This is a genomic window from Photobacterium pectinilyticum, assembly GCF_024357955.1.
In the GTDB taxonomy this organism is placed as follows: domain Bacteria; phylum Pseudomonadota; class Gammaproteobacteria; order Enterobacterales; family Vibrionaceae; genus Photobacterium; species Photobacterium pectinilyticum.
The window spans coordinates 1-26,970 of the sequence record NZ_JANEYT010000061.1 but is presented as its reverse complement, the minus strand read 5'-3'; the positions used below and the strand labels follow the sequence as shown (position 1 = coordinate 26,970).

Annotated in this window: 29 protein-coding genes and 1 riboswitch; of the genes, 23 read left to right on the top strand and 6 right to left on the bottom strand. The window is 43.5% G+C overall.

Translation table 11 applies throughout. From position 1 onward, the window contains the following. The 9 genes from NHN17_RS19600 to NHN17_RS19560 all read left to right on the top strand — a co-directional run. A partial coding sequence (locus tag NHN17_RS19600; protein WP_255044316.1) for an IS3 family transposase occupies positions 1-506 on the top strand: 506 nt, incomplete at its 5' end. 36 nt (positions 507-542) lie between these two features. After that, positions 543-974 carry a nuclear transport factor 2 family protein gene (locus tag NHN17_RS19595; RefSeq protein WP_255044315.1) on the top strand — a complete coding sequence of 144 codons (432 nt, stop codon included), beginning with the start codon at positions 543-545 and terminating at the stop codon, positions 972-974. An 8-nt stretch (positions 975-982) separates the two neighbouring features. Beyond that, complete coding sequence (locus tag NHN17_RS19590) at positions 983-1,717, top strand: SDR family NAD(P)-dependent oxidoreductase (RefSeq protein WP_255044318.1); 735 nt, start codon at positions 983-985, stop codon at positions 1,715-1,717. Then, on the top strand, positions 1,714-3,048 hold the full coding sequence (locus NHN17_RS19585) for an NAD(P)/FAD-dependent oxidoreductase (RefSeq protein ID WP_255044314.1): 1,335 nt from the start codon (positions 1,714-1,716) through the stop codon (positions 3,046-3,048). Before NHN17_RS19590 ends, NHN17_RS19585 begins: the two co-directional genes overlap by 4 nt. A gap of 2 nt (positions 3,049-3,050) precedes the next feature. Continuing rightward, a complete protein-coding gene (locus tag NHN17_RS19580; protein WP_255044317.1) occupies positions 3,051-3,899 on the top strand; it encodes a DUF1365 domain-containing protein in 849 nt (282 codons plus the stop codon). A gap of 7 nt (positions 3,900-3,906) precedes the next feature. Next, positions 3,907-5,145 (top strand): SAM-dependent methyltransferase, encoded by a 1,239-nt coding sequence (locus tag NHN17_RS19575; RefSeq protein ID WP_255044313.1) that lies wholly within the window; start codon positions 3,907-3,909, stop codon positions 5,143-5,145. 52 nt (positions 5,146-5,197) lie between these two features. After that, complete coding sequence (locus tag NHN17_RS19570) at positions 5,198-5,692, top strand: DUF2878 domain-containing protein (protein WP_255044312.1); 495 nt, start codon at positions 5,198-5,200, stop codon at positions 5,690-5,692. Between the two features lie 104 nt (positions 5,693-5,796). Continuing rightward, complete coding sequence (locus NHN17_RS19565; protein WP_255044311.1) at positions 5,797-6,318, top strand: chalcone isomerase family protein; 522 nt, start codon at positions 5,797-5,799, stop codon at positions 6,316-6,318. A 12-nt stretch (positions 6,319-6,330) separates the two neighbouring features. Next, positions 6,331-6,873, top strand: a complete 543-nt coding sequence (locus tag NHN17_RS19560) for a DUF3833 domain-containing protein (protein ID WP_255044310.1) — start codon at positions 6,331-6,333, stop codon at positions 6,871-6,873. Positions 6,874-7,056: 183 nt separating this feature from the next. Here NHN17_RS19560 and NHN17_RS19555 read toward each other — a convergent pair whose 3' ends face one another. Further along, positions 7,057-8,748 carry an ATP-dependent endonuclease gene (locus NHN17_RS19555; protein ID WP_255044309.1) on the bottom strand — a complete coding sequence of 564 codons (1,692 nt, stop codon included), beginning with the start codon at positions 8,746-8,748 and terminating at the stop codon, positions 7,057-7,059. A gap of 226 nt (positions 8,749-8,974) precedes the next feature. On the opposite strand from NHN17_RS19555, the gene NHN17_RS19550 reads away from it, so the two are divergent. Then, positions 8,975-9,367, top strand: a complete 393-nt coding sequence (locus tag NHN17_RS19550; RefSeq protein ID WP_255044308.1) for a VOC family protein — start codon at positions 8,975-8,977, stop codon at positions 9,365-9,367. Between the two features lie 82 nt (positions 9,368-9,449). Here the strand turns inward: NHN17_RS19550 and NHN17_RS19545 are convergent, their stop codons facing one another. Beyond that, the gene (locus tag NHN17_RS19545) at positions 9,450-9,602 is read right to left on the bottom strand and encodes a hypothetical protein (RefSeq protein ID WP_255044307.1); all 153 of its coding nucleotides are present in this window, start codon (positions 9,600-9,602) and stop codon (positions 9,450-9,452) included. A gap of 333 nt (positions 9,603-9,935) precedes the next feature. Here NHN17_RS19545 and NHN17_RS19540 point away from each other — a divergent pair, with 333 nt between their 5' ends. Beyond that, entirely contained in the window at positions 9,936-11,699 is a 1,764-nt protein-coding gene (locus tag NHN17_RS19540; RefSeq protein ID WP_255044306.1) for a bifunctional metallophosphatase/5'-nucleotidase, read from the top strand. Between the two features lie 160 nt (positions 11,700-11,859). On the opposite strand, the gene ribB is transcribed toward NHN17_RS19540, so the two are convergent. Beyond that, positions 11,860-12,537, bottom strand: a complete 678-nt coding sequence (gene ribB / locus NHN17_RS19535; protein ID WP_255044305.1) for a 3,4-dihydroxy-2-butanone-4-phosphate synthase — start codon at positions 12,535-12,537, stop codon at positions 11,860-11,862. 158 nt (positions 12,538-12,695) lie between these two features. Next, a riboswitch (FMN riboswitch) is annotated at positions 12,696-12,868 on the bottom strand. Between the two features lie 93 nt (positions 12,869-12,961). Continuing rightward, complete coding sequence (locus tag NHN17_RS19530) at positions 12,962-13,906, bottom strand: hypothetical protein (protein ID WP_255044304.1); 945 nt, start codon at positions 13,904-13,906, stop codon at positions 12,962-12,964. 269 nt (positions 13,907-14,175) lie between these two features. Between NHN17_RS19530 and NHN17_RS19525 the strand changes: the two genes are divergently transcribed. From NHN17_RS19525 to NHN17_RS19480, 10 genes are all read left to right on the top strand, one after another. Next, entirely contained in the window at positions 14,176-14,367 is a 192-nt protein-coding gene (locus tag NHN17_RS19525; protein WP_255044303.1) for a hypothetical protein, read from the top strand. 312 nt (positions 14,368-14,679) lie between these two features. After that, positions 14,680-14,961 (top strand): HlyU family transcriptional regulator, encoded by a 282-nt coding sequence (locus NHN17_RS19520; protein ID WP_255044302.1) that lies wholly within the window; start codon positions 14,680-14,682, stop codon positions 14,959-14,961. Positions 14,962-15,404: 443 nt separating this feature from the next. Continuing rightward, positions 15,405-16,961 carry a Re/Si-specific NAD(P)(+) transhydrogenase subunit alpha gene (gene pntA / locus NHN17_RS19515; RefSeq protein ID WP_255044301.1) on the top strand — a complete coding sequence of 519 codons (1,557 nt, stop codon included), beginning with the start codon at positions 15,405-15,407 and terminating at the stop codon, positions 16,959-16,961. A 10-nt stretch (positions 16,962-16,971) separates the two neighbouring features. Continuing rightward, a complete protein-coding gene (pntB, locus tag NHN17_RS19510) occupies positions 16,972-18,348 on the top strand; it encodes a Re/Si-specific NAD(P)(+) transhydrogenase subunit beta (RefSeq protein WP_255044300.1) in 1,377 nt (458 codons plus the stop codon). A gap of 236 nt (positions 18,349-18,584) precedes the next feature. Continuing rightward, positions 18,585-20,024: a sensor histidine kinase VxrA gene (gene vxrA / locus NHN17_RS19505; RefSeq protein WP_255044299.1), complete on the top strand. Its 1,440-nt coding sequence runs from the start codon at positions 18,585-18,587 to the stop codon at positions 20,022-20,024. After that, positions 19,999-20,661: a response regulator transcription factor gene (locus NHN17_RS19500; protein ID WP_255044298.1), complete on the top strand. Its 663-nt coding sequence runs from the start codon at positions 19,999-20,001 to the stop codon at positions 20,659-20,661. The genes vxrA and NHN17_RS19500 overlap by 26 nt, the downstream gene beginning before the upstream one ends. 5 nt (positions 20,662-20,666) lie before the next feature. Beyond that, a complete protein-coding gene (locus tag NHN17_RS19495; protein ID WP_255044297.1) occupies positions 20,667-21,530 on the top strand; it encodes a DUF2861 family protein in 864 nt (287 codons plus the stop codon). 102 nt (positions 21,531-21,632) lie between these two features. Further along, positions 21,633-22,862: an NnrS family protein gene (locus tag NHN17_RS19490; RefSeq protein WP_255044296.1), complete on the top strand. Its 1,230-nt coding sequence runs from the start codon at positions 21,633-21,635 to the stop codon at positions 22,860-22,862. Positions 22,863-22,928: 66 nt separating this feature from the next. Next, on the top strand, positions 22,929-23,099 hold the full coding sequence (locus NHN17_RS19485; RefSeq protein ID WP_255044295.1) for a YoaH family protein: 171 nt from the start codon (positions 22,929-22,931) through the stop codon (positions 23,097-23,099). Positions 23,100-23,299: 200 nt separating this feature from the next. Further along, entirely contained in the window at positions 23,300-23,815 is a 516-nt protein-coding gene (locus tag NHN17_RS19480) for a phosphohydrolase (RefSeq protein ID WP_255044294.1), read from the top strand. A 61-nt stretch (positions 23,816-23,876) separates the two neighbouring features. Here NHN17_RS19480 and nadE read toward each other — a convergent pair whose 3' ends face one another. Continuing rightward, the gene (gene nadE / locus NHN17_RS19475) at positions 23,877-24,713 is read right to left on the bottom strand and encodes an NAD(+) synthase (RefSeq protein ID WP_255044293.1); all 837 of its coding nucleotides are present in this window, start codon (positions 24,711-24,713) and stop codon (positions 23,877-23,879) included. Between the two features lie 182 nt (positions 24,714-24,895). On the opposite strand from nadE, the gene NHN17_RS19470 reads away from it, so the two are divergent. Next, a complete protein-coding gene (locus tag NHN17_RS19470) occupies positions 24,896-25,417 on the top strand; it encodes a nicotinate-nicotinamide nucleotide adenylyltransferase (protein ID WP_255044292.1) in 522 nt (173 codons plus the stop codon). A gap of 49 nt (positions 25,418-25,466) precedes the next feature. After that, the gene (locus tag NHN17_RS19465) at positions 25,467-25,928 is read left to right on the top strand and encodes a hypothetical protein (RefSeq protein ID WP_255044291.1); all 462 of its coding nucleotides are present in this window, start codon (positions 25,467-25,469) and stop codon (positions 25,926-25,928) included. Positions 25,929-25,941: 13 nt separating this feature from the next. Here the strand turns inward: NHN17_RS19465 and NHN17_RS19460 are convergent, their stop codons facing one another. Continuing rightward, complete coding sequence (locus tag NHN17_RS19460; RefSeq protein WP_255044290.1) at positions 25,942-26,574, bottom strand: hypothetical protein; 633 nt, start codon at positions 26,572-26,574, stop codon at positions 25,942-25,944. Positions 26,575-26,970 lie beyond the last annotated feature (396 nt).

Below are 26,970 nucleotides of genomic sequence, written 5' to 3'. Positions count from 1 at the left end.
AGACTTGGGTTGGTGATGTGACTTACATATGGACGGGAAAGCGCTGGATGTATTTAGCTGTCGTTATAGACCTATTTGCCCGTAAACCAATCGGCTGGGCGATGTCTTTATCGCCAGACAGCAAGCTCACAGGAAAAGCACTTTCAATAGCCTATGAGTCACGAGGGAACCCTAAAGGTGTTATGTTCCACAGCGATCAAGGCAGTCATTATACGAGTCGTCATTTTCGTCAGTTGCTATGGCGCTATCAGATAAAACAGAGTCTATCCAGGCGAGGAAACTGTTGGGACAACAGCCCAATGGAACGGTTCTTCAGAAGCTTAAAAACAGAATGGGTTCCAGTAACGGGTTATCGGAGTTTTGTTGAAGCTCGACAAGAAATCATTCGATACATAATCGGTTATTACAGTCAGCTTAGGCCGCATCACTATAATGGAGGGCTGACACCGAATGAGTCTGAAAGGCGTTACTGGAATAACTATAAAGCCGTGGCCAATTTAAGTTGACCACTACAAGACTGGATGTTGAATACGGGAGTAAATATGGATGAGCACACCGTTGAGTTAACCGATAAGTTCGTTGCTATATATCAAGAGCTTGATAAGCAAGATTTGTCAGTTCTTCAAGACATCTACCATAAAGACATTATTTTTGAAGATCCAGCTCATCGGGTGGAAGGTTGGTCTCAGCTTTCTGATTACTTTACTCGGCTATTTGATGCTGTTGAATATTGTCGGTTTGATATTTCAGAGCAAATCTGTCACGACGATATTGCTTATGTGCAATGGGTAATGACATTTAAACACCCAAAACTACAGTCGGGAAAGAGCCGGATGGTTAATGGTTGTTCACGGTTGAAATTTGCTGATGGGAAAGTCATACACCATAGAGATTATTTTGATATGGGTGAGATGCTCTATGAAGGGATCCCTGTGCTAGGGCCTATCGTTCGTTATTTCAAAGCGAGGCTGTAATGATGACTATGAATAAACATGTCCTAATCACAGGGGCGAGCTCAGGTATCGGGAAGCAACTAGCTATCGATTACGCCAACGATGGCTGGCAGGTTGTTGGCTGCGGACAAAGCGCTGAGCGATTGCAAGCGTTGACCGATATAAATGCCAATATATCTGCAATTAGTTTTGATGTGACAAATAATGACGATGTTCATAAAAAACTATCGTCACTCGCTGAGGCTCCACAGCTGATTATTCTTAACGCGGGGACGTGTGAGTATATTGAGCACGGTCAGATAGATGTTGAGTTATTTCGTCGAGTTTATGATGTTAACATTTTTGGCTTACTCAACTGTATCGAAGCTCTTCAGTCATCATTCAATGAAAATACGCACCTTGTCATTATTGGCTCAACGGCATCGTATATTCCACTGCCAAGAGCAGAAGCGTATGGCTCGTCAAAGGCTGCTGTAGCATATATTGCCAATACCTTGGCTGTTGATTTGGCGAAAAAAGGAGTGACGGTCAGTCTAGTGAGTCCTGGTTTTGTAAAAACACCATTGACCGATAAAAATGATTTTGCCATGCCAATGTTAATGACGCCGGAGTTTGCCTCAAAAAAAATTCGGCAGGGTATTGCCGCAAGAAAAAAGGAAATTCACTTTCCGCTTAAATTCAGTTTTTTCTTGAAGTTTATTGCTTTGTTACCTATTAGGTTGCAGTTGGCTACCGTGAAACGTATGACAGGGAAAACCGCATGAAAATAGCAATTGTTGGCAGTGGGATATCAGGCTTAACGTGTGCACATTACTTAGACAAGCAACACAATATCACTGTTTTTGAAGCCAATGACTACATTGGTGGCCATACTGCGACCGTCGATGTTGACGTTGCTAGTGGTCAATATGCCATTGATACGGGTTTTATTGTTTTTAACGACAGAACATATCCGAATTTTGAGCGACTACTGGCGGAAATCGGGGTTTGTGGTAAACCGACCGAGATGAGTTTCAGCGTTCATAATGCGTTAAATGGGTTGGAATATAATGGCAATCATTTAATGTCGATGTTTGCACAAAAGCGAAATACCTTAAACCCAATTTTCTATCGGTTCATTTTTGATATTCTTCGTTTTAATAAGTTAGCTAAAAACGTTGATTTGGCCACAGAAATGAGCCAAACCCTTGGCGATTTTCTAAAGGCTAATAAGTTTAATCGATATTTTTGTGAAAACTATATTCTACCTATGGGTGCTGCAATATGGTCGTCAACGCTGTCAGACATGCGCCAATTTCCATTCACCTTCTTTGTGAGGTTTTTTCGAAATCACGGTTTGTTGGAAGTCAGCAATCGTCCGCAATGGTATGTGATTCCCGGTGGATCACGTGAATACGTAAAACACCTCATTGCCCCCTTCGAAGATAAGATACGACTGGCTTGCCCGGTTACATCCATCAAACGGGCTCATGGGAAGGTTGCTGTAACGGCCAATGGCATAAGTGAAATCTTCGATCATGTCATATTCGCTTGTCATAGTGATCAAGCCCTGAACATGCTTGCTGATTCCACTGAGGCTGAAAGCCAGATACTGGGCGCGCTCAAGTACCAAAAAAATGATGTTGTGCTTCACACCGATGAGTCGTTATTACCTAAGCGCAAGGCGGCATGGGCATCTTGGAATTATCACTTGGGTCATAATGAAAATGGTCAATGGGAAGATAAGCAGACCACGCTTACTTACAACATGAATATTTTGCAAGGTATTGAAGCGCCAGAAACCTTCTGTGTCACATTAAACCAAACAGACCAAATAGCACCTGAGAAAATCTTGCGTAAGTTCGTTTATTCACACCCAGTATTTTCCACCGACAGTATTCAAGCCCAACAGTGCCGAGACCAAATAAATGGTGTAGATAACACATGGTACTGCGGAGCATATTGGTACAACGGTTTCCATGAAGACGGTGTACGCAGTGCTTTAGATGTCGTTGAATCAATCGCAAAACAGACTTTTGGTCAAAACAGCCGATTAACCGGACACGCAAGTGATGCGAATAGAAAATCTGAACCTGCGGCGAGGATCGGGGGGTAATGATGCGTAGCGGTATATTTTCTGGTGTTGTTAGACATCGTCGGTTCACGCCGGTGTCACATCAGTTCCAATATCCAATGTTTATGCCTCTTATTAATATTGATGAGCTGGGGCAGCTTGAAAAGTGTGTGTTTGGTTTTGGCCGGCATTGGTATCATTTCGCAAGATTTAAGGTTTCTGATTATTTGAGGGAGTCTGGCCAAGTCAAGGCATCTTTGGGGGCAGACATGGCAGAACAAGCAGATGCGTTGAAATCGGCGGTGTTTGAAAAGCTGCATGAGCTTACCCACGAATCAATTAGTGGTGATGTTTTCATGCTCTGTCAGCTGCGTTATGCCGGGCTCTATTTCAGTCCATTGAACATGTATTACGTGTTTGACGAGGAAGGTCAATGGCGCTGGGTATTAGCCGAAGTGAGCAATACTCCTTGGAACGAAAAGCATTACTACGCCTTACCCGCTGTTGGCCAGTGGGATAAGCAAAAATGGCTTGAGAAAAAAACCTTTCATGTTTCTCCGTTCAATCCGATGTCACAGCATTACTATTGGAAATTGAAGGCACCATCTTCAAAAGTTTTTCTTCATTTAGATATTCATGACAGTGAAAGCCAGATCAAGGTGCTGGATGCAACGATGTCGCTGAAGAGGTTCCCTATGACGTCATCAAGCCTTTGGCGGCATATCGCACAAACGCCAATTCAAGCAGTGAAAGTCGTCTTTGGTATTTATTGGCAGGCATTGCGTTTGTGGTTTAAAAAAGTGCCATTTCATTCTCATCCGGTAAACACCCAGTCGCAATCTGCGGTAAATGAAAATAAGCATTTTCCTCCATCATCAAATAATAAGGAGTAGAGGCATCATGTTGAATAGTGAAGTTAGCCGAGGAGCCTTGGCTCTAACAGGTACAGATCGCGTTGCGAGGAAAATAATTTTTAGCTTTTTGGAGCAACTGCGCGGTTGCGGTTTGATGGTATCAGAAGTTAATGGCGAGACTCATCAATTTGGTGATAGGGCCGGTGAGTTGCAAGCGCAATTGATCGTTAAGCACCAAGGGTTTTATAAGCGGATTTTAGATGGCGGTAGTATAGCCGCAGGTGAAGCTTATATGGACGGTTGGTGGGACTCTCCTGATTTAACACAGGTTGTTCGGGTGTTGGCGAGGAACATGCCGATCCTTGACAATATTGAGTCAAAGGTCGGTTGGATAACAGCGGTGAAAGACAAATGGCTTCACTACACAAGGCGGAATAGCAAGCAGTCTTCGAAGAAAAATATTCTTGCACACTATGATCTTGGTAATGATTTCTACCGTACCTTTTTAGACGAGAACATGCTTTATTCGGCTGCGATATACGAGGACGATGAAACAAGCCTTTATCAAGCCCAGTTCAACAAGATGGATCGTTTGTGTAAGCAGCTAGATCTTAAGCCTGAAGATCATCTATTAGAAATCGGTACTGGCTGGGGTGCATTAGCTGTACATGCCGCCAAATATTATGGCTGTAAGGTAACGACTACCACTATTTCTGATGCACAGCATCAATGGGCTAAGCAGCGGATTGAACAGGAAGGTCTTAGTGATAAAGTAACCTTGCTGCTTGATGACTACAGGGATTTAACGGGTAAGTACGATAAGATCGTATCGGTTGAAATGGTAGAAGCTGTTGGTAAAGAGTATCTGACTACTTACATTAAGAAGTGTCAGTCACTACTTAAAGATGATGGCTTACTTGCTATACAAGCGATCACAATCACTGACCAACGATATGATAGTTACAGTAAAGGTGTCGATTTTATTCAGAAATATATATTTCCTGGTGGCTTTTTACCGTCGGTAACTGTGCTATCACAACACCTAACGCAACATACGGATTTTGTTATTCGTGATTTGAAAGATATGGGAATGGACTACGCGAGAACCTTGTCAGATTGGCATAAAGGTTTCAATGACAACATTGATTTATATATGCAGCAAGGTTTCGATGAAAGATTTATTCGAATGTGGCGTTACTACCTTTGTTACTGTGAAGGTGGTTTCCTAGAGAGAAGTATCAGCACTGTTCAGTTGGTTGCGAGCCGTAGCGGATGGCGAGTCTAACAAAAGCCTTCGTCGGTCAGCAGCGCAATACTGGACAGTAAAGGTGGTTAGAATGTCTGGTAAAAAGCTTATAGTCGTGGGCCTGCTCTTTAATGTTTATTGGTTAATAGCGGTGTTAGGGCAACAGGCTTACGTGTGGGTACTTGTGCTTCTTTTTGCTGCCTGCTGGTGGAAATTCCCATCAGTTTGGCGGTACGCCTTTTCTATCGCTTTCGCTGGAGTATTGATGGATGGGGTTCTGAGTATCTCTAACGTGCTAGATTTCCAAGTATTGTTGATACCCAATTGGTTAATCATGTTATGGTTGGGCTTCGGTGCCTTCGTCTGGTTCATGAAAGAGACCATTGCCAATTATTCAGCTGCTTTAATCAGTTTGCTTGGAGGCGTTGGCGGTGCCATGAGCTACTTTGCTGGTTATCGTCTACAAGCTGTGCAATGGCCACTAGGTGTTGAACTAACACTAATTGTTCTATTTTTGAGTTGGTTTGTTCTTTCTACGGCGATCGTTCTGATGATAAAGCGAAAACCACTTTGTGAAGTCTCATAACTATGTGTACCTAAATCTAACGCACCTAAATCTAACGCACCTAAACCTAACGCATCTAAACTAACGTCTTGTTTGATAATCTGATGCCCTTATTAGGGGGATGTATGAAACAGATATACTCCAAATTCATCCGTACTGTTATTGCTACCGGTTCACTTTGTTTATTTTCATTAAGCGTTAACGCATCGACACCTTGGCAGGTATGGCCTGCGGTTGGTGATGCTCGATTAACGTGGGGGCCGTGGGTGATTTATGATTCAGAACTACGTTCTCCTGATGGCATTTATCAGGGGGAAGGAGACAACCTCGCGCTCGTTATTCGGTATCACCGCAATATTGATAGTGAAGATCTGATTGAGGCGACTGACGATCAGTGGCGTCATCTTGGGATCAGTTCATCGAAACGTAGTCGTTGGACAAACCAATTAGAACAGATATGGCCCGATGTGAAGAAAGGAGACCGATTGATATTTGTTATGAATGGCAACCAGGGGGCCTTCTTCCAAGGGAATCGTCAAATTGGTGTTCTACAGGACCTCGAAATGTCGCAGTCTTTCCTTCATATTTGGTTATCTCCCAATACGGCATACCCAGAAATTCGTCATCAATTAATTGGTAAACGTTAGGACTCAACAACCATGAATTTGACTAAAAAGATTCGGCAATTTGGGTGGGTTGTGATGTGTTTGTTTGGGCTTATTGGCTGCAGTACTTCTATCAATGACTATCAAAATACAAAACCGGTGTTCAACTTATTCAGCTACTTTGAAGGCGACATTACCGCTTGGGGAATGTTGCAGGACCGAAGTGGAAAACAAACAAGGCGATTTACTGTTGATATCAAAGGAACGGTAGTGAATGACACATTGACTCTTGAAGAAGACTTCGTTTTTGATGATGGCGAGGAGCAACGTCGTGTATGGGTGATAACCCAACACACCGATGGTTCGTATACAGGTCGTGCAGATGATGTGGTTGGTGAGGCGAGGGGAGTAGCCTTGGGTAATACACTACACTGGCAATATGTACTTCGTGTTCCTGTCGATGACACAACATATGATATTACTTTCAATGATTGGATGCATTTACAAGATCAACAACACTTATTCAACACAGCAAAAATGACTAAGTGGGGTTTCACGGTAGGTACCGTGACACTGTTCTTTAAAAAGCAAAGCTGACTCGCAACGGTTATACCAACCTGGATAAATAGTTGATAAAGCATTTGCCCTGGAAAAATCGTTGTTATCAAGGCAGTTATTGCCGTAACTAGTGGCTCTAATGACAAAATATCTAACGCAGAGAACAGCGATTTTAACCTGTAAGACTGATCAGATAGTCCGTTCAGTGAGGGTATATAGGTTTTAGCTTTGGCCCCGTGACATAGCAACAATACGTTTGAGGATCCACCGAAGCAATAAAGGAATATTGTCGAGATTTTCTTGCTCAATGAAATTTATCATTGCAAGTGCAACATCAGGCTTGGCGTGGCGCTTCAGTGCTCGTTGAATAATTTTTTTCGGCGCAATAGGTGACTCGATTGGAATGTTGGCTAACTCTCGAAATAGTGGTTCGAAACCGTTGAAAAATAGAAAATGTTCTATATCTTTTTGTGGCAGTACGGTCAGGCGGTGGCGTTCTGCTTCATTACCCAAAATCCCCCTAACGGTATCCGCATATTTTTTCCCTGCCATATCCCCATCGGCGACCAAGTGCCATTCGATACCAAAATGACGAGCAACTTTAATGAGCGGTTTTAATCCGCTTTGCGCAAACTCGATGATTTGCACACCTTCCGCTGCAAGGTTATAACCACAAATCCTTGCCAGCTCATTAAATAACCAAACCTCTGTTTCTCCTTCGACCAAGAGCCACGAGCGTGCAAAGAGGGCGCTGGGCCGATGAACGCGCAGGTGGAAAGTGACACGCCGTTCTTCGTCACGACTCAGTCGGTGTTCAATAATGGAATAAACTTTGGTTTTGTTTGGTTTCCTAATAAGTTTGTTGACGCTTTCTAACGGCACAACGGAGCAGAGATCAGGACTGTTTGTGGTCAGTATTTTCTGCATCGGCATTTTACTGATAAATGTCCATGCCTGGTGAAGAATCGTCGGATGTAGTCGACCCTCTGGATCTTCAAAGATCATAATAGGTCTTGAAATACGCTTCAGCTCAACGGGACCTCTTGCTCGAATAAATGCGTTAAGTAACCCCATCAAGACTAAGCGACTTTGCTTGGTGGTTTCAGGTTCCGTGAGTTGTTCGAGCGGGTTAATTGCGTATTGAGCCCGCTCAGGGAAGTGAGCCCGGTCGAAACTTGGACTGCGATAATGTGGCGTGAAAGCAAAGTAGTGATCAACCAGAGTATGCAGTGCATTTATGCTGCTTTTAATTTCAGCCTGGCTGACATGGCCGGGTTTTGTCATTAAGCGCCTGCATGTATTATCGAGCCTTCGCTGGATCCGTGCATTATCATCGTTTCGTCGGTCTGTGTAGCCGTTGGTGTAGCCGTTGCCATTACCGTTACTAACGGTTGAATAACTGTTGGGTCGGTACTCTCTTAGCCGACGAGCATCACGTATTCTTACGATCGGGTGTAATACCATTAATTGTTTTGCGAGTTTTTCATTATCGTCACAATCAATGGGTTCTCCGTCTTTATTGAGGAATCGGCGCTGTGTCGTGATCTTGTCATCTTTGACGCTACTGGTGATTTGGTAGAACAGCTCCTTGCATTGTTCTTTGCTCGTTTTCACCCAAACGGGAGAAAAAGCTTTATAGCGTCTTGCCTTGTGTTCACCGGGGTAATCCTCCTGCCAATGAAGGATGATATTAAGGTGACTCATTTTCGCATGGCCAGCACTGTAATCGACGTGAAAGTCGTCAAATTGAAATATATGAAATGTTGCATCTGGTGAAAGAGCAATGTCGAGAGCATCTAATAAAGAGGACTTACCCCAAGCATTTTCACCGATGAGCACAGTGAGCTCATCGAATGGCAGTGATAATCGCTTGATGCCGCGAAAGCCAGAAATCTCAATGCGTTTTAACTGCATAGCCACCTCAATAGATGAACAGGAACAAACCCAGACGATCTTTCGTTTGTTAACCTTATGCTTTAAGCCTATCTCATCAGGCGCTGATCTGGAGATGTATTTGTCACATTATTGAAAATTTAACTACTTGAAAGGGAAAGGGAAACTACTTGTTGTCTGATTATCTTGTTGTTATAGTCAGCTACCAATAAAAACACTAACTTATTGATTATCATGGAGATGTCAGATGGCTAAAATTATTCACTCAATGGTACGTGTCAGTGATTTAGATAAATCATTGAAATTCTACAAGGAAGCATTGGATCTGGATGTTGCAGAGCGTCTTGACTTTGAAGGCTTTAGTTTGGTTTACCTGCGTAATGACGAAAACGATATGGAACTTGAGCTGACGTGGAATGAAGGTACTGAAAGCTACACTCATGGTAGTGGTTATGGTCACATTGCCGTTGCGGTTGATGAGCTGGAATCTGAGCACCAAAAATTAACTCATCTAGGGTATGAGCCTGCGGACATTAAAGAGTTTTTCCGTGATGGCCAACTGTTAGCAAAGTTTTTCTTTGTGCAGGATCCTGATGGTTACAAAATTGAATTCTTGCAACGTCATGGACGCTATCAATAATGGATTGATTGCGTATTCAGTACGCATCATAGTCAAGATAAACCACGCTACTCTGGTGTGGTTTTGTTTTTCTCATTGTGGCTTATTCGTTTATAAACTTTCGAATCGCAAACCCTGTTTCTATACCTTTGATGATAAATAAAATGGCAACAGCACCTGATGGAGAAAATGCGAGTAAGGCAATAAGCAGCTGTGAATCATTACCACCTAGGGCCAGTGATGCGCCAAGCCCCATGATGGTACCTGCGCCAATACCAAACGCAATACAGGGTTGCAAATAGGAAAGCAGGGCGGCGGGCAATTAATTCATACACACCACGTACCAGGCATAGACCAGTCCTCTGGGCGAGAAAGCCGACTAAGGCGGCAAGCAAGATTACGACTATCGACAGCATCATCATCCGCCTGTCATTGATTAGATGTAGCTTTAAATATAATACGGAACTCCTAATGTGATCTGGTTGACGATATTCCATGTAAACATTCAATATGCACTCATAAAAATCTGAGAACGAACGGGTTTTGAGATAAGATAGGGTTCCCTATCAGTGGAGGCCAATAACGCTTTATGACACAACATCATCGCTCGGCAAAGATAACCATTGCCCATATTAATGATACCCACTCACACTTTGAGCCATCGACCATCGCTTTGCAGATCCCTTTGGATACAGCTGAGCCACCAATGTCGGTGTATGCAAGTTGTGGTGGTTTCTCTCGGGTATCTTCTGCGGTGAGAGAGGTAAAGAAGCAGGCGCTATTACAAGGCCGTGAGTTTATGTTTGTTCACGGGGGGGACTGCTTTCAAGGCACACTGTTCTTTTCGCTGTACAAAGGGGTTGCTAACGCAGCACTTCTTAATGCGATACAGGTAGAAGCTATGGTGCTTGGCAACCATGAGCTCGATATGGGTAACCAGATGGTTGCTGATTTCATGGATCTGACACATTTCCCATTATTGGCAGGGAACTGGGATTTATCTAAAGAACATCAATGTAAGCCTAATCCATTGTCACCTAAATCTAACGTATTGGCTTATGACAACGAAAACGAGCATGCTAAATATCTCGTTAAAGATGTTGATGGAGAGCCCGTAGCCATGTTTGGGCTATCGATTGAAAACATGGCGGGTATTGCCAATCCAGATCCAGATACCCAGTTCCTCAGTGTTACCTTGGTAGCACTGAGCACAGTTGAAGCTATTCGTCGCGCGGGGATCAATAAAATTGTTGTGCTAAGTCACCTCGGCTATGAACGTGACTTGGAATTGGCAGAGCAGATTGACGGTATCGGTGCGATCATCGGCGGGCATACTCATACCATGCAAGGTGACTTTAGTAATATTGGCTTCGGTGTTTCTGATGATTACGCGGTACAGATTAATGGAACCTGTGTCGTTCAGGCGGGCTGTAACGCGTTAGCGCTGGGTCAACTAGAACTAGACTTCAACCCCGATGGCTCGGTTGCGAAAGTTACAGGTAAAAATCAGTTGTTGCTGGGTCGACAATTCACTGTAGATGCCAGCCGCAGTGAGCATTTAGATGACTCTACTCACCAGATGGTGAAAGATTTTCTTTATGCGCAAGATAATATTCGCTTCTGTGTTAAAGATCCGCATGTCGAAAACCTACTAAACCAAAATTACCGACCCGCGGTTAGGCAACTTCAGACCCAAAAAGTCGCTGTGCTGACAGAGCCTCTGCGTCATATTCGGGTACCAGATCAAAAAGGATCGAGTCAAATTGCACCGCTTGTGGTTGACAGCTTCGTGTGGTCTTCGCGACAGCGTGGACATGCCGTTGACTTCGGCATTCATAATGCGGGGGGAGTGAGAGCTTCATTGCATGCAGGACCGATTACTGCCGCAGATATATCAGGTCGTTTGTTGCCATTTGCAATAGGGTTAATGGTATATGAGGTTAGCGGTAATCAATTACGTGCGGCGCTTGAAGGGGCTATTAATAACGCCATTGATAATGGCGTTGAAGGCACAGGGACCGGTAGTTTTCCCTATACTTCTCGATTGAAGTATACCTATCGTTGCTGTGCTCCAGAAGGGAAGAGGATTGAGGCGTTAAGGTTGTATAAAAACGGTGCCTGGGAAGATGTTCAAGATGAGGTGGTATACTTGTCGGTGTCTTCTGGATATACCGCAACAGGAAAAGAAGGCTATGGTGCGCTGGTAAACACCAAGGTTGAACCTATTCCCTTGAATATTACGATGGCTGATGCTTTTGAAGAGTACGCCAGAAACCGCAAATCGTTCGGTGCTTTTGAACAGATAATGGTTAACTTCATACCGTGCGGCTGTGAACAAGAACATGTTGCCTAGATAGCGATCGACAACTCAGCATAGACACTCTATAAATCCGGTCAGTCACTTACCGGATTTTTTTATTTTATGCCATCAGCAGGGATGTAATTATTGAATGATGTTGCCGAGCATCATCAATACTCGGCAATTATAAAACGCACTAAAGTGTGTTTATTGGTTAAGCGCTCAGTGTCTCAACGGACTCAGAGTTGGCCACTTCTTTCGCCAAACGGTAAGCCGCGAGATCTTCAATAGTTAGCACTGGCATGTTGTGTAGTTTGCTGAACTCAATGACTTCTGGAAGACGCGCCATTGTACCGTCAGGGTTTGTCAGTTCGCAAAGAACACCGAAAGGCTTCATTCCTGATAGGCGCATCAGATCGACAGTTGCTTCGGTATGGCCACGACGAGCTAATACGCCTTCTGGGTTCGCTTTCAATGGGAAAATGTGTCCAGGGCGACTGAGGTCAGAAGGCACAGCATTGTCAGCAATAGCTGCTTGGATTGTTGTTACACGATCAGCAGCAGAAACACCCGTTGTAACACCTTTGGCCGCTTCGATTGTTACCGTAAAACCTGTTTGGTTTGCACTGGTGTTGTTTTCAACCATCATCGGTAGTTCAAGTTGTTTAACGCGCTCGTCAGTTAAGCACAAGCAGACAATGCCAGAGCATTCACGGATCATTAGTGCCATCTGCTCGCTGGTTAATGTTTCCGCTGCAAAAATGATATCGCCTTCGTTTTCACGATCTTCATCGTCAACAACCAACACACCGCGACCTTGACGGATAGCTTCGAGACCAGCTTCAACACGTTCAAACGCTGAGCCAAATGGGGTAAGTAGAGACTGATTCATGGTAAGGAACTCCTAAAATAAAAATTACCAGAATCAGGGCATGGAAAGTCAGCAAGCACAGTCATACAAGTAACTGGCAAGATAAGATACACAGTATCACTAGAAAGTGATAATGCTGCATATAAGATCCTTGTCCATTTGATAGACAAGTACTGTACTGAAATCCTCTTTCATCCGGACTATAACCGTCGGCTCTGGAGTGGAAGGCGTTGCCTGTCTGGACCAGATCTGCTGACCTTATCCCATCGAAATACTTGGAATAAGCGCTCGCGGGCTTTCCTATTTTAGGACTACCGCCGGTGGGGAATTGCGCCCCGCCCTGAGAATTCTTTTTCACTATAAGGAAAAGAAAAAATACGTGCAAGGTGAAGAGAGTTATTTATTTGATATTTTTGACATCAGACATTCAACCGAGCACCAAGTGCTACTTTGTGTTGTTGGTTTGAGGTGAAAGATGGCGAGTTGTAATGTAGTTGTTTATCAACCTTACAAATAGAGGTAACGCGTAAGTCGGAATCTGTAGCGCACCTAATAAAATAAGAAAGTCTGGACCTAAAGACGTACCGGCAACGGTAAACGTTAAAAGTACATTTCGATTTGATGAAGTAATAGCGGCTAGTAGTGCAATATCTTTACCTTGACGTAGATAAAATACAATGCTGGAAAGAAAAAATATGAAACACACACAAAAAGAGATAAAAACGTAATTTATCGCGATAGAAGGATTGCTATTAAATGCTTCTCTCAATGGGCCAACAAGGCCAAATGGAAAAGCAAAAACCAAAAGAATGGTGACTTGAGATAATTTGCTGTGAACCCGAGTTAAGGTAGGCCGCGGGACAAAATGGTAGACCACTGCGGAAAATACCATTGGGCAAACAATGAAAACAATCAGGCGTATGAGATAGCTGGCAATGTCCAATGAAAACTCATTGTTTTGAAATAAATGCAGGTTTATGTAAAGAACGAGTGGCATTAACAGTGTGGTCGCAATTGTCATTGCCATTGCCGTCAACGCATTGAGTCCAATTGAGCGCGCTATTGCAGGAGTGGCGAATAAAGAACCGGTGGCTGAAACGGCAGCAATGGCGACTAGCAATGAATCGGAAGCGCCGATTAAAATGGCGAGCGAGCATGAAATCACCGTCATCACAACACTATGCAGAAATGTGTAAATCCAACAGTTACTCTCTTTCAATATTTTTAGTAAGGCTTTTTGCTCGATGCCAAGCAGTGTAAATAGCATAAGAAAGAACAATACATAAGGTAAAACAGGAAAGACAGTCAGTGAAGCCTCTGGCCAAATAAAGCCAGCAAAGGTCGCCACTATCAGTAATACCGATGAATGTTTGGAGATAAAGTACAGCATCGCAAAATTCCATTAAACTGCGTGTTGATTTATTGTTACGGAAAAAGCGATTGATGTGCAAGAAAATAGGTCAATAAGCAAAAATTATTCAATTAATGTTTGTCTATTCATAAATTCAACATGATTTTTCAGAGGTGAAAGTGCGGATTTATCATTTATTTAACACATTATAAAAACTAATCCTTTTGTGGAAATTTTGTCATTTTTGCTTGCAATCTGTTCAGCATAAAATAAACACAGTTGATTAATAACACTCACGAGAGGCAATCATGGCACAGGCAATGAATTTTGACACCATCGCAACCCCAACCGCAATGGACAAAAAAGCCTATGCGGTTACTTTCAAAGGATTGATTGCACACGCATTTGACATTGTGTTTGGTCGTAAAGAAACACCAAAACAATACAACGTTTCAGACCTACCGGTACACATTCAAAAAGATATCGGTATGTACCGTTAAGCCAACGGTCAAAAGCTAGAAAAAAATATTTAAGCGCTGGTTATCCGGCGCTTTTTTTGTTTCTACGGCTATACATCTCGGTGCATTTGTGTTTAAGGCGAAACGAGATGCGATTCAATGGTTAGGGGGATTATCAAAGCTTATCTGAATGTCGTGCAAAATAAAATGTTGCAATGCTTAAACTAGCAGCACTAGCCAACAGAACGTGAGTTAAAGGCAGTGAACTTCAAGAATTTAATCTTGCTTTCATTTTTTTTTATTAGTTTGTGGCATTATGTCACTGTATTAGAGCGATTTTTGGAGATAATTAAAGTGGGATTTTTCTCAAAGTTATTTGGATTTAGTAAGCAAGATACAACAGAAGCCGATGTGGAGCCCATTGAATACAACGGCTATCTGATTTATCCAGAGCCAAAGGCTGAAGGAGGCCAGTTTCGTATTGCTGGGCGAATTTGCAAACAGTTCGACGACGAAGTGAAAACACACGTGTTTGTTCGGTCTGATCTGTTATCTTCCAAAGCAGATGCAGAGTCTTTTATGATTAATAAAGCGCAAATGTTTATTGATCAAACTGGCGACAAAATGTTCGGTTAACTTTGTTCTATCTGGCCTGCTAGTTATCTCTCCCTCTAGCAGGCTAATCAAAAGGTAGGGAGAGCTGCAACGAATGTATGTAGTGCAACACTCATCAGGGAAAGATGTTTGTTTTTATACTCTTCAACGGACTAACCTCATTTCTCTGATTTTTTAAACGATAAAACACTATTCAGGATGCTGATAATGGACTTTTATAAAGTCAAACCAAGAAAAGTTAGTGATTTATGCATGATTGAGTGCGTGCATTATTAACTTTATTTGTGGTTTGACCTCTGTCCAGGTGTTGCAAACGTTATTTTCTTACTGTTGGAAGGTGACATTTGTTATGTTTAACAACGCTTATGTAACTTAATTTTGTACTTCAACTACAAATTACTTGATATTATGTTCGTGGTTGGATAAAAAATTGTTACTTATTTGCCGTGATTTAGGGATTAATAATGCAAATTGGTGTACCTAAGGAAATACTCGCCAATGAAACGCGAGTAGCTGCGACGCCGAAAACGGTTGAACAGCTGTTAAAAATGGGGTTCAGCGTTGCTGTTGAGACAAATGCGGGTATTCTTGCAAGTTTCGATGACGCTGCTTTTGAGGCTGCAGGGGCGACAATCGTATCAACAGAAGATGTATGGTCTTCTGATTTGATTTTCAAGGTGAATGCTCCCCAAGTTAACGAGAAGACTGGTGTCGATGAGTTCGAGCTGATGAAAGAAGGGGCTAGTATCGTTAGCTTCATTTGGCCAGCTCAAAACGCTGAGTTGCTCGAAAAACTGTCGAGTAAAAATATTAATGTTATGGCGATGGACTCGGTTCCTCGTATCTCTCGTGCTCAGGCATTGGATGCGTTGAGTTCGATGGCTAACATCGCGGGTTATCGTGCTGTTGTTGAATCTGCGCATGAGTTTGGCCGCTTCTTTACGGGCCAGATCACTGCCGCGGGTAAAGTTCCACCTGCGAAAGTACTAGTGGCTGGCGCTGGTGTTGCAGGCCTTGCTGCTATCGGTGCTGCTGGTAGCTTAGGAGCGATTGTTCGTGCCTTTGATGTTCGACCTGAAGTCAAAGAACAAGTTGAATCAATGGGCGCTGAGTTCTTAGAAGTTGACTATAAAGAAGATACTTCAACGGGCGATGGCTATGCCAAAGAGATGTCGGATGAGTTCAACAAAGCTGCTGAACGTTTATATGCAGAGCAAGCAAAAGATGTCGATATTATAATAACTACCGCGCTTATCCCTGGCCGTCCTGCTCCTAAGCTGATCACCAAAGAAATGGTCGATTCAATGAAGGCGGGGAGTGTGATTGTTGACCTTGCTGCGGCAAATGGTGGTAACTGTGCGTATACCGAAGCTGATAAAGTAATCACCACAGACAATGGCGTGAAGATTATTGGTTATACTGACATGGTTGGCCGTCTTCCGACTCAATCTTCTCAACTGTATGGTACAAACCTAGTTAACCTTGTAAAGCTTCTGTGTAAAGAAAAAGACGGTAACATTGATATCGACTTTGATGATGAAGTACTACGTGGTTTAACCGTCATCAAAGAAGGCGAGATTACTTGGCCTGCACCACCGATAAAAGTGTCTGCTGCACCCCAGCAGCAAGCCCAACCTGTTACGGCTCCAGCTGAAAAAGTAGTAAAACCGACTTCTCCTGTTAAAAAGTACGGTTTTATGGCTGCAGGTATTGCCGCGTTTGGTTGGTTAGCTAATTATGCACCCGCAGAATTCCTTTCCCACTTTACGGTATTCGTTTTAGCCTGTGTTGTTGGCTATTACGTGGTATGGAATGTTACCCATGCACTTCATACACCGTTGATGTCAGTTACTAATGCTATTTCAGGCATTATTATTGTTGGTGCATTGCTGCAGATTGGTCAAGGGATAGGAGTGGTTACTTTCCTTTCGTTTATTGCCGTCTTAATAGCGAGTATTAATATTTTCGGTGGTTTCACCGTTACCAAGCGCATGCTTGAAATGTTCCGTAAAGATAAATAAGGAGTAACACATGTCTGCAGGAGTCGTACAAGCGGCATACATTGTTGCTGCGGTACTATTTATCATGTCGTTGGCGGGTCTTTCTAAGCAAGAAACTGCACGTTCTGGTAACTATTACGGTATTGCCGGTATGGCAATCGCTTTAATTGCAACGATCTTCGGCCCTGATGCTCAAGGAACTGTCTGGGTTATCCTCGCCATGATCATTGGTGGCGTAATTGGTATCTATTACGCTAAAAAAGTTGAAATGACCCAGATGCCAGAACTGGTGGCTATCCTACACAGTTTTGTAGGTATGGCTGCGGTATTGGTTGGCTTCAATACTTATCTGGATCACGGTGAATTAACAGGTGCATTGCTCAACATCCATCTGGTTGAAGTTTTCCTTGGTGTGTTCATCGGCGCGGTAACATTTACTGGTTCCGTTGTTGCATTCGGTAAACTAAGCGGATCAATGTCATCTAAAGCACTTATGCTGCCACATCGTCACAAGTTAAACCTCGCGGCAATTGTTGTGTCGTTCTTACTAATGATGATGTTTGTTAAAGCAGAAGGTTCAATGTTCGCACTGATCGTTGTGACATTGATTGCTTTTGCTTTTGGTTACCATTTGGTTGCTTCTATCGGTGGCGCCGATATGCCAGTTGTTGTTTCAATGCTTAACTCTTACTCGGGTTGGGCAGCAGCAGCGGCAGGTTTCATGCTTGCGAATGACTTATTGATAGTAACGGGTGCATTGGTTGGTTCTTCTGGTGCAATTCTGTCTTACATTATGTGTAAAGCAATGAACCGTTCATTCATCAGTGTAATTGCTGGTGGGTTTGGTAACGATGGTGCAGCACCGACTGAAGATGTTGAACACGGTGAACACCAAGAAGCATCTGCTGAAGAAGTTGCTGAAATGCTGAAAGATGCACGTTCTGTTATTATTACTCCAGGATACGGAATGGCCGTTGCCCAAGCTCAGTACCCTGTACATGAGATCACGGATAAGCTGCGTAAAAAAGGTGTGGATGTACGTTTTGGTATTCACCCCGTTGCAGGCCGTTTGCCGGGTCATATGAACGTTCTTCTTGCTGAAGCGAAAGTGCCGTATGACATTGTGTTGGAAATGGACGAAATCAACGATGACTTCAGTGAAACGGACGTTGTTTTGGTCATTGGTGCCAACGACACGGTAAACCCAGCGGCAATGGACGATCCGAACAGTCCGATTGCTGGTATGCCTGTATTGGAAGTATGGAATGCCAAGCATGTTATCGTATTCAAGCGTTCGATGAATACGGGCTATGCGGGTGTTCAGAACCCACTGTTCTTCAAAGAAAACTCACAGATGCTATTCGGTGATGCGAAAGAGTCTTGTAATAAGATCCTTGAGCATATTTAAGCACAAAGTTGTTCAACGCTGTTGACAGTATAAAGGGAGCCTAGTGCTCCCTTTCTTATTTTTAGCAATAGCTATAATTGTATGTTAGTTCGAATAAAATAGAGATAAAATTAAGCTTTTACATGTAGCTGTCGCTTTTCTATGGGTAATGTTTACATGAATCGAATGCGCATTTATCCATCAGGCTAATGACAAAGCCCTGACAAATCGGGAAAACGGGGTGATAGACTTCACTTATGAAAAAATTCGTCTTACTGTTCTCACTGCTGTTTGTCGGCACCAATACTGCGTCAGCAGAAAACTTACCCGAGCGCTTAAACGGCGTTCGAGCAGAGCTATTATCCAGTGATTCAGTTGCGACTTATGATTTCAGAAAGCTACAGGGTCAATTTCCTACGCAGTTGTTGTTGCCGTCTTCGTTGTTACCGCAGTCAGCAACGTATCCGCTGAAATCATTACAGCGTTTATATAATAGTTCGTTGTCCTGTAAAGGACCTTGGCCTGTGACCCCGCTGTTGACTCAACCGCTGGTTTTTACTCGTGCGATTTGTAATAACACAATCTTGCCTATTGGCTGGTTTGCAAGGGCTGGGTATATTCACCCTGGTGGTGGAAGCTATGCGTCAAGGTATTTGATTAAGCATCCTGATCTTAAAGAAAAATTGGGGGATTTCCTCCATATTCAAGAACGAGATTTAGCGCCGACAAATACTGTTTTGGGGCGTTTACAGCGAATGAGCCGAGATGAAATACAGGTTTATATTGCTGGTGCGGAAGTTTTTATCTCAAATGGTGAGCTGTGGATCCGTAATGGCAATGAGTATCATGTGTATGACCAACCGAGATGGTCCCCGATCCTTAGCCAGTTTGATGTGAACTTTACTCGATTGAATACAACTAGCTTTTGTATACTTAAAAGCGGGAATATTTGTTGGGAAGAAGAAGATAAATCGCATCTGACTTTCTACCTATTGGTAGGTCTGTTGGTGATCAACATCAGCTTGTTGTTTGGTTGGGTTTTTTACCGTTGGCGTATACGCCGTAGGGCGATGCAGGAGCGTATGCTCGTCCTTCAAATACTCACACATGAACTGCGAACTCCCATTGCAAGCTTGGCGATGACTGTAGAAGGATTTCGTAGACATTTTGATGCGCTACCAGAAACCCTATATGATGAGTTTAGGCGTTTGACCGAGGATTCTAGGCGTCTAAGGCAGCTTGCAGAGGCAAGTAAAGATTACTTACAAGCGAATCAGCAAGAGTTAAGTGTACAACATGTTGATTCGTTTAATGAATGGGTTGAGTACCTGAGTGAGCCGTATGAAGTCACACTGGAGCTTGCTGAGGATCGCCCTGTAGACGTAAATATATATTGGTTGGGCACTTGTATCGACAACCTGTTGTCTAATGCCCACAAGTATGGCGTTAAGCCTGTAAAATTAACATCATCGTATTCGAACGGAAAACTTATTGTTAGCGTTTCAGATAACGGCCAGCTCGGTGCTAAAGACTGGGCTAGATTAAGAAAGCCATTCGTCAGCGAGCGCGGACTAGGGCTTGGGCTGACAATCGTAGAATCGATGATCCGAAGAATGGGTGGGCGAATGAAGTTAGTTGGCCCTCCGACAACTTTTATATTGGAGATACCGTGTGAATCAAACTCTGCTTCTGGTTGAAGATGACCGCAACCTTGCTGATGGTTTACTCGAGAGCTTAAGAGGGGCAGGTTACCACTGCTTGTATGCTGATTGTGCGTCTAATGTTGCTGAGCACTGGGCTCAAGCAGATCTTGTCGTACTTGACCGTCAGTTGCCTGAAGGGGACTCCCTCAGCTACCTGAGTGATTGGTTGAAAATAAAACAGCTTCCCGTGATCTTGCTTACTGCAATGGTCTCTGTTAATGATAAAGTCATTGGGCTCGATTCGGGTGCCAAAGATTACCTCACTAAGCCGTTTGCCGAAGAAGAGCTGTTGGCGAGAATTCGCCTACATCTTCGTTCTGGTGCCCCTGAAGCGGCACCAAGTAATACGGTGACCGTTGGGGACATTAAAATCGACTTGGATAGCCGTGAAGTTAACCAGTCGGGTGACGCTGTCACTTTGACGCGTACCGAATTTGAGCTGTTGGTATTCTTGGCGAAAAACGCTGGTCGCGTATTTACACGCGATGAGTTACTTGATCAGGTCTGGGGATACAATCATTACCCGACAACGCGAACGGTTGACACGCATATCCTTCAGCTGCGGCAAAAGCTGCCAGGCATTGAGATCGAGACATTGCGCGGTGTCGGTTACCGAATGAAGTCTGTGTAAGCAGGATGTCCAACTTTTCTGTAACCTGTTCATTATTGATTTTGCATTCGGCGCTTTGGGCGCCGAATGCCTTAGCTAACTGGTTTGTGTCGCAGGACGTGATTACCATGGCGCACCAAAAGCTGCTCGAAGGTAAAACTAATGAGAGCTTTGGGGCAATGGTGCAAGCTTGGCAGCAATCGCCCAATATTGAATATCAAAATAACCTCAATGATTTGTTACAGCTTGCAATCACTGAAGATTGTGGGCGTAGCCTCGATGCTACTGCTTTGCCGCCTTGGCTATCGCGTTTAGTTATCCAGCGCGAAATGGTGCAGAACCAAAATCAGGTATTACCACGTTTGGCTATTACTGGTACATCAGACCAGCGGATCACCAACATAGATTTTATTCGTTGGCCTGAACAGTCAGTGCTTTCTGCAACGCCTAACACGGGAAATGGTGGCTACTTTGCTATTGAAACCAAAAGGTTAGAAAAGGCGAGCAGTGAGGGATTGTATCAGATGATCATCAGCGCCGATGGCGAAGAAAGCTATAAAACCTGGGTACTGCTAACTCGACCTTTGGGTATACAGCGCATTGGGTGGGTTGATAGCCAAAACTGGCGAATTGAACAAAATGGCCTTCCTGACAAAGCGTGCCCGTCACCGGTACTTTCAATGAATATCTACGATCTCAATGATACATCCTGGACCCCATTGTGGACGGAGAATGTTGATGGAAAGCTCCCAACGACACTGCCTGATGTTGATCTGCCTGATGGACGGTACTGGTTGAGTGTCGGTATTGTTCAAAGTCGCTGGCAGGGGGAAATAACCATCCGCGATATTCAAAGTATTACTAGACCTGTAGAACATTCAGAAATGTAACTTGCATGCCAAGTGTATGAATATATTGATAATTAAATGCATCTAAAAATTTATATTTAAAGGTGTATTTTCATTGCAACTTCAAAGGTGTATTATTTATACATGTTTAAAGTGGGTAATGAAACCATGATGCAAATTCTAGATAGCGAAAAAGAGCAAAAAATACTGCCGTTGTTTCGCTTAGCATTCCGTCCTTTTTTCTTAGCTGCCAGTATGCTGTCTGTTATATCGATGCTACTGTGGGGGCTTTTCTGGGCAGGAAATGTTTCTTTGGCAAGCTATATGTATAGCAATCCTGTTTGGTGGCATAGCCATGAAATGCTGTTTGGTTTCACTGGCGCAATTATTATCGGCTTCTTGTTGACTGCCGTGCAAAACTGGACCGGTAACCCCGGTGTCAGAGGTTGGAAACTTGCGGCTATCTTTGCATTTTGGCTCGTAGCCCGGTTAGGTATGTTTACAAGTACGCCAAACGTCATTTGGATGGTTGTTGATTTGATCTGGATGCCTTTGGCGGCAGGGCTTCTTGCTCATCCAATTATCATCCGTCGGCAGTGGAACAATTTGTTTTTTGCGCCTTTGATATTGGTGATGACGGTACTTAACGCACTATTCCATCTTATTGCTTTGGGAATGAGCGACATGCCATTGAGTACTGTCTCGTTTGCTACGGTTATGGTTATTAGTGTTATCGTCCTTGTTGTCGGCGGCAGGGTGATCCCATTTTTCACTTGGCGTGGCACTCAGACAGAGCAAATTACACGAATAACGTGGTTAGAGCTTGGAGCATTGGTTCCAAGCTGGTTATTGTTGATTAACGTACTACTGCCAATACCCAATACTATTTCAGAAGTGACATTACCAGCATTACTCGCGGTCACTGGGGGGATGCATCTCATTCGCTTTATGCGCTGGCGTAGCCTATCAACGCTTCGTGTACCATTGCTTTGGTCGCTACACTTCGCGTATTTAGCAATGGTTATCGGGTTATTGTTGTTTGCCATTCACTATTCGTTCGGGAGTGTGAATTATAGCATTGCGCTTCATACGCTTACCGTTGGTGGTATCGGGTGCATGATCTTAGCCATGATAGCCCGTGTATCTTTGGGCCATACTGGTCGCCCATTGCAAATTAAACCTATCATAGTGGTTGCCTTCATTGCTTTGATGTTAGCGACACTTGCTCGTACATTGCTTATTGCCTTGCAACCAGCGCTGACTATTCAGGCATATGTTATTTCGGCTGGGTTATGGGCGTTGGCCTTTGCGATTTTCACGGCTGTATATTTCCCGATCTTATCTAAAGCTCGTGTCGATGGCCGTCCAGGTTAAATAGCAGGTGACAATATCGGCGCAAGTCAATAAACTGTGCGCTCATTAATTTCGGGTATATGAATTATGCTTAACAACGGTCCTACACTGACTCACGCACAGCAACAAGAAGCAGCCGATAAGATCCATGAGCTGATGGCTCAAGGGATCAGCAGTGGTGAAGCGATCATGATGGTCGCCAATGCAATCCGTGAAGCTGAGGCGAAAAAAGCCGAGTCGGAAAGCGATCAGGAATAATTTGTCTTATCCCTGAAACGATTATTTGGAACGGGTGCCATTTGGTGCCCGTTTTTTCATCAAATCGTGCAATAAATCTCATTTGTTTATTACAAATTGAGTAAAATCTAACATTGAAAGAGTGAACACACCCTTGCTTTCACTTTGGCCTTTTTTTATTGGGTGTGGTCGTTGTCAGGTTTTATTTGAAGGAGGGAAGGATGAATAACCGTTACCTCAAGGCGCGTACCTTGGCCCGGGCCAAACACAGAGATCAAATGTATGGTGACGTTCCTTATTATATCCATCTCGATGCAGTTTCTCGTTTAGCCAGTCCGTTTGGCACCGATGCGATGATTGTTGCACAGCTGCATGATGTACTTGAAGACACTGAAACATCAATAGATGAGCTTGCTGCTGACTTTGGTTTTCTGGTTGCTGATTCGGTCTGCTACATGACTGATGATAAGTTGGATAGCCGGCAAGAAAGAAAGCATCACGTTAACCAGCGCTTGGCTGCATTGGATACTGTGGAAGAAGCGGCAAGAATTGCTTTAATCGTTAAAGCCTGTGATCGCTTAGCAAATGTCAGGGCGAGTCTGTATAGCAATCACCATTTGTACCAGATCTATCAAGAAGAGCACCATGCATTCAAGCAATCGGTATACCGTAAGGGGCTCTGTGAGGCGATTTGGTGGGAGCTCGATAATCTATTACGCTTTTCCGAGGCGTCATAAAAAAGGGCTCTTTTTTGAGCCCTTTTCCATTATTCTTTTATAAGAGATGGAAATACGTCTCTTACTCTTCGTCGTAAATTGTTGGGATAGGTTGACGTTTATGTTGCGTCGCTTTGTATATCCCAACCAAACGATCGGCAACAGATTGCTCAATCGCTTTGCCTTCAAGGAAGTCATCGATTTGCTCGTAGCTGATGTTGAGCGCCTCTTCATCAGCTTTTTGCGGCGCAAGCTCTTCAAGATCCGCTGTTGGTACCTTCACCACAAGTTGCTCTGGTGCGCCGAGCTTTGCCGCCACTTGGCGAACTTGACGTTTGCTTAGGCCAAATAGCGGGGCAAGATCACAAGCGCCATCACCAAATTTGGTGTAAAACCCGGTGATATTCTCTGCTGAGTGGTCAGTACCTAATACTAAGCCGCCGACTAAACCAGCAATTTCGTATTGTGCAATCATGCGGGTACGAGCTTTTACGTTGCCTTTTACGAAGTCGATAGCCCCTTGGCTCTCAGGAACAAGGCCGGTGCCATCTAGCGCTAATAGAGTACTCGCATGGGTACCGTCTACACCGTCTTTGATGTTTACGCTGACAGAATGGCTAGGCTTGATAAATGACAACGCGAGTTGCGCCTCATCTTCATCTTTTTGCTCGCCGTAAGGTAAACGTACGGCAATGAATTGATAGTCATTGGTTTGATCGGCGGTATTCAAACCTTCAACTGCGAGCTGTGCAAGGCGGCCAAGAGTGGTTGAATCAACCCCGCCGCTAATACCCAAAACCAAAGATTTACATCCTGATTGTTTGAGTTTCTTCTGAATAAACGCAATTCGACGTTCAATTTCAAAGTCCGTATTAATTTCCGGTAATACGCGCATTTCATCGCGGATTAACTGTTCCATAATGAATCAATCCTCAGGGGCCTGCCCAGTTTGTAACCATATAGCGTTATTTAATGCAAAAAAGAGATGAAATGCATTAAACCTTTTGCAAAATATGCGATAACTCTATGTCAGGATCAATCCTCTTACGTTAAATAAGTAAAATAATCAGTAAAACGGAACAAAAAAAGGACATTTCAGCCATGACAGCATCAATTGCCATTTTCGGTAGTGCGTTTAACCCACCGAGCCTTGGTCATAAGTCAGTCATCGAACGCTTAACGCATTTTGATAAAGTTATTCTACTCCCTAGCTACAGTCATGCCTGGGGAAAGCAAATGTTAGACTACGATGCCCGATGCAACCTGGTAGAAGCCTTCATTGAAGATTTGTCACAGGATAACCTCGAACTATCAACACTAGAACGCGATATGGCGATAGGGGATGAGGCGATAACAACGTTTGCGGTGCTTGAAGCTTTAGAAGGTCTTTATCCAAGAACACATTTAACGTTTGTCATTGGCCCGGATAATTTTCTCAATTTTGGTAAGTTTTACAAAGCTGATGAGATCACTCAGCGCTGGCAAGTACTTGCGTGTCCTGAAACCGTGAAAGTGCGCAGTACGCAAATTCGTGAGTGTATTGTTAATAGTCGCGAAATATCACATTTAACGACCAGTAGTGTTGCTAAAATGCTGTGTGAAAATGATTGGTATTCCAAGTAGGTAAGTATGTTTTTGGTTTAAATATGGTGAGTGCGGTTCAGTAGTAATCATGGTTGTATTGGCTTTATCTTCAGGTTTGTTGTTATCAACAGTGTACTTTAATACTTCAGCGTGCGTTTCTGCCGTTGAATGTTCTTCAATAGATATTTATGAGACATACCAACAGGCTGAGAGTGACCCTTTACCTGTTATTGCAGAGTGGAAAGCCACCGAGCAGCCACAAGATAGCTTTTGGGATAACTGGGCTCGGGAGCTCGACTCACCTTTTTTAACGTCTAATATATTGTCTAGTTTTTATGGGCTGGGTGTTTGGATACCTGAGAAGTTTGCCGGAGATGATTTTCTGGATGTGGAAGACGTCAGCGAGTTAATAAAAAAATACGGTTTGCAAATGAGCTTTGGTTTTGGCGGGGAAAATGGTCAGTCACCGAGGCTAAGGTTTGACTACCGTTGGCATGAAGACCGTAACTTGGAAGATGTGTTTATCCAAGTTGAAATTCCTTTTCAATAACACATTAGTAAACTTACTTCTCGATGACCTTAGAGGCGAGCTTATTCTCTTCATAACCTTCTAGATTTGCTTCATCAAAAGTGAGTGTTGCGATTGCAGGGAAGCGCTCTGTTATCAACGGCTGATCCCTTTCTGCGGCATAGCTATGATGTACGATTGCTAAACCACTGGGGTACAGGGTATTCCAAAGCTGGCTGTTTGCCACCAAACTTGAGGTTATGAATTGCCCAATATAGGTCACTTTATCCGCTGATACGTTGAAGAAAATTCCGAGGTTGTTATTCGATTTTGAACGAACCGTTTTGCGTCCGTTAGTCCCTCTGAATATTACTTGGTTGATTTCATATCGACCTTCCGGCAAAGCGGTAACGAAGATCTGGCCTCTGTCTGTGCCTGAATGGAAATCCGATTTCTTCGTGTTGGGAGTGGATAAGACTATTTGGTCCGATTGGCCGTCAGGGCGGATAAACAGGGTAGTGATAATCCCTTCACCTGTTGATGGCCACTCTGTTGTGACGCCTAGACTACCCGCAAGATACCCTTTTGCAGCGGTCGTATTAGCGATACTGTCAGGGACCGTCAGGTTAATTCCTGAGCTGCAACCCCAAATGTATAAACAACACATCAAAACAGTAAAGCGTTTCATCTCTTGCGTCCTTGCAAAGGTCATCATCTATTATCTTCCGATATATCATAATTAAACATCATACATAGTTAATAAGACAGTTGTGTAAACTAAATTTGTTAATTTGGTTCCTGAATTCTGTTAGAAAGAATTCTATGTAGCCTTATTTGTCACATTAATGGGGTTGCCATCGAAACAGCTGAATAATGCTTGTTTGCTTCTGTAACTCAAAAAATGTTGCTATTTGTAATGAGTCGTATTGATATTCATAATATAAAGTCTGCTTTTTATCTCGGTGATCGACATGGATTAGCTGACTGGGAGCGGGGGGACAAAAGTATTCCTGATTACCACTAATACTCAGCCCTGTTAACTATACTGATGATAAGTCAGTTCATGAGGCTATTATCATGGCTA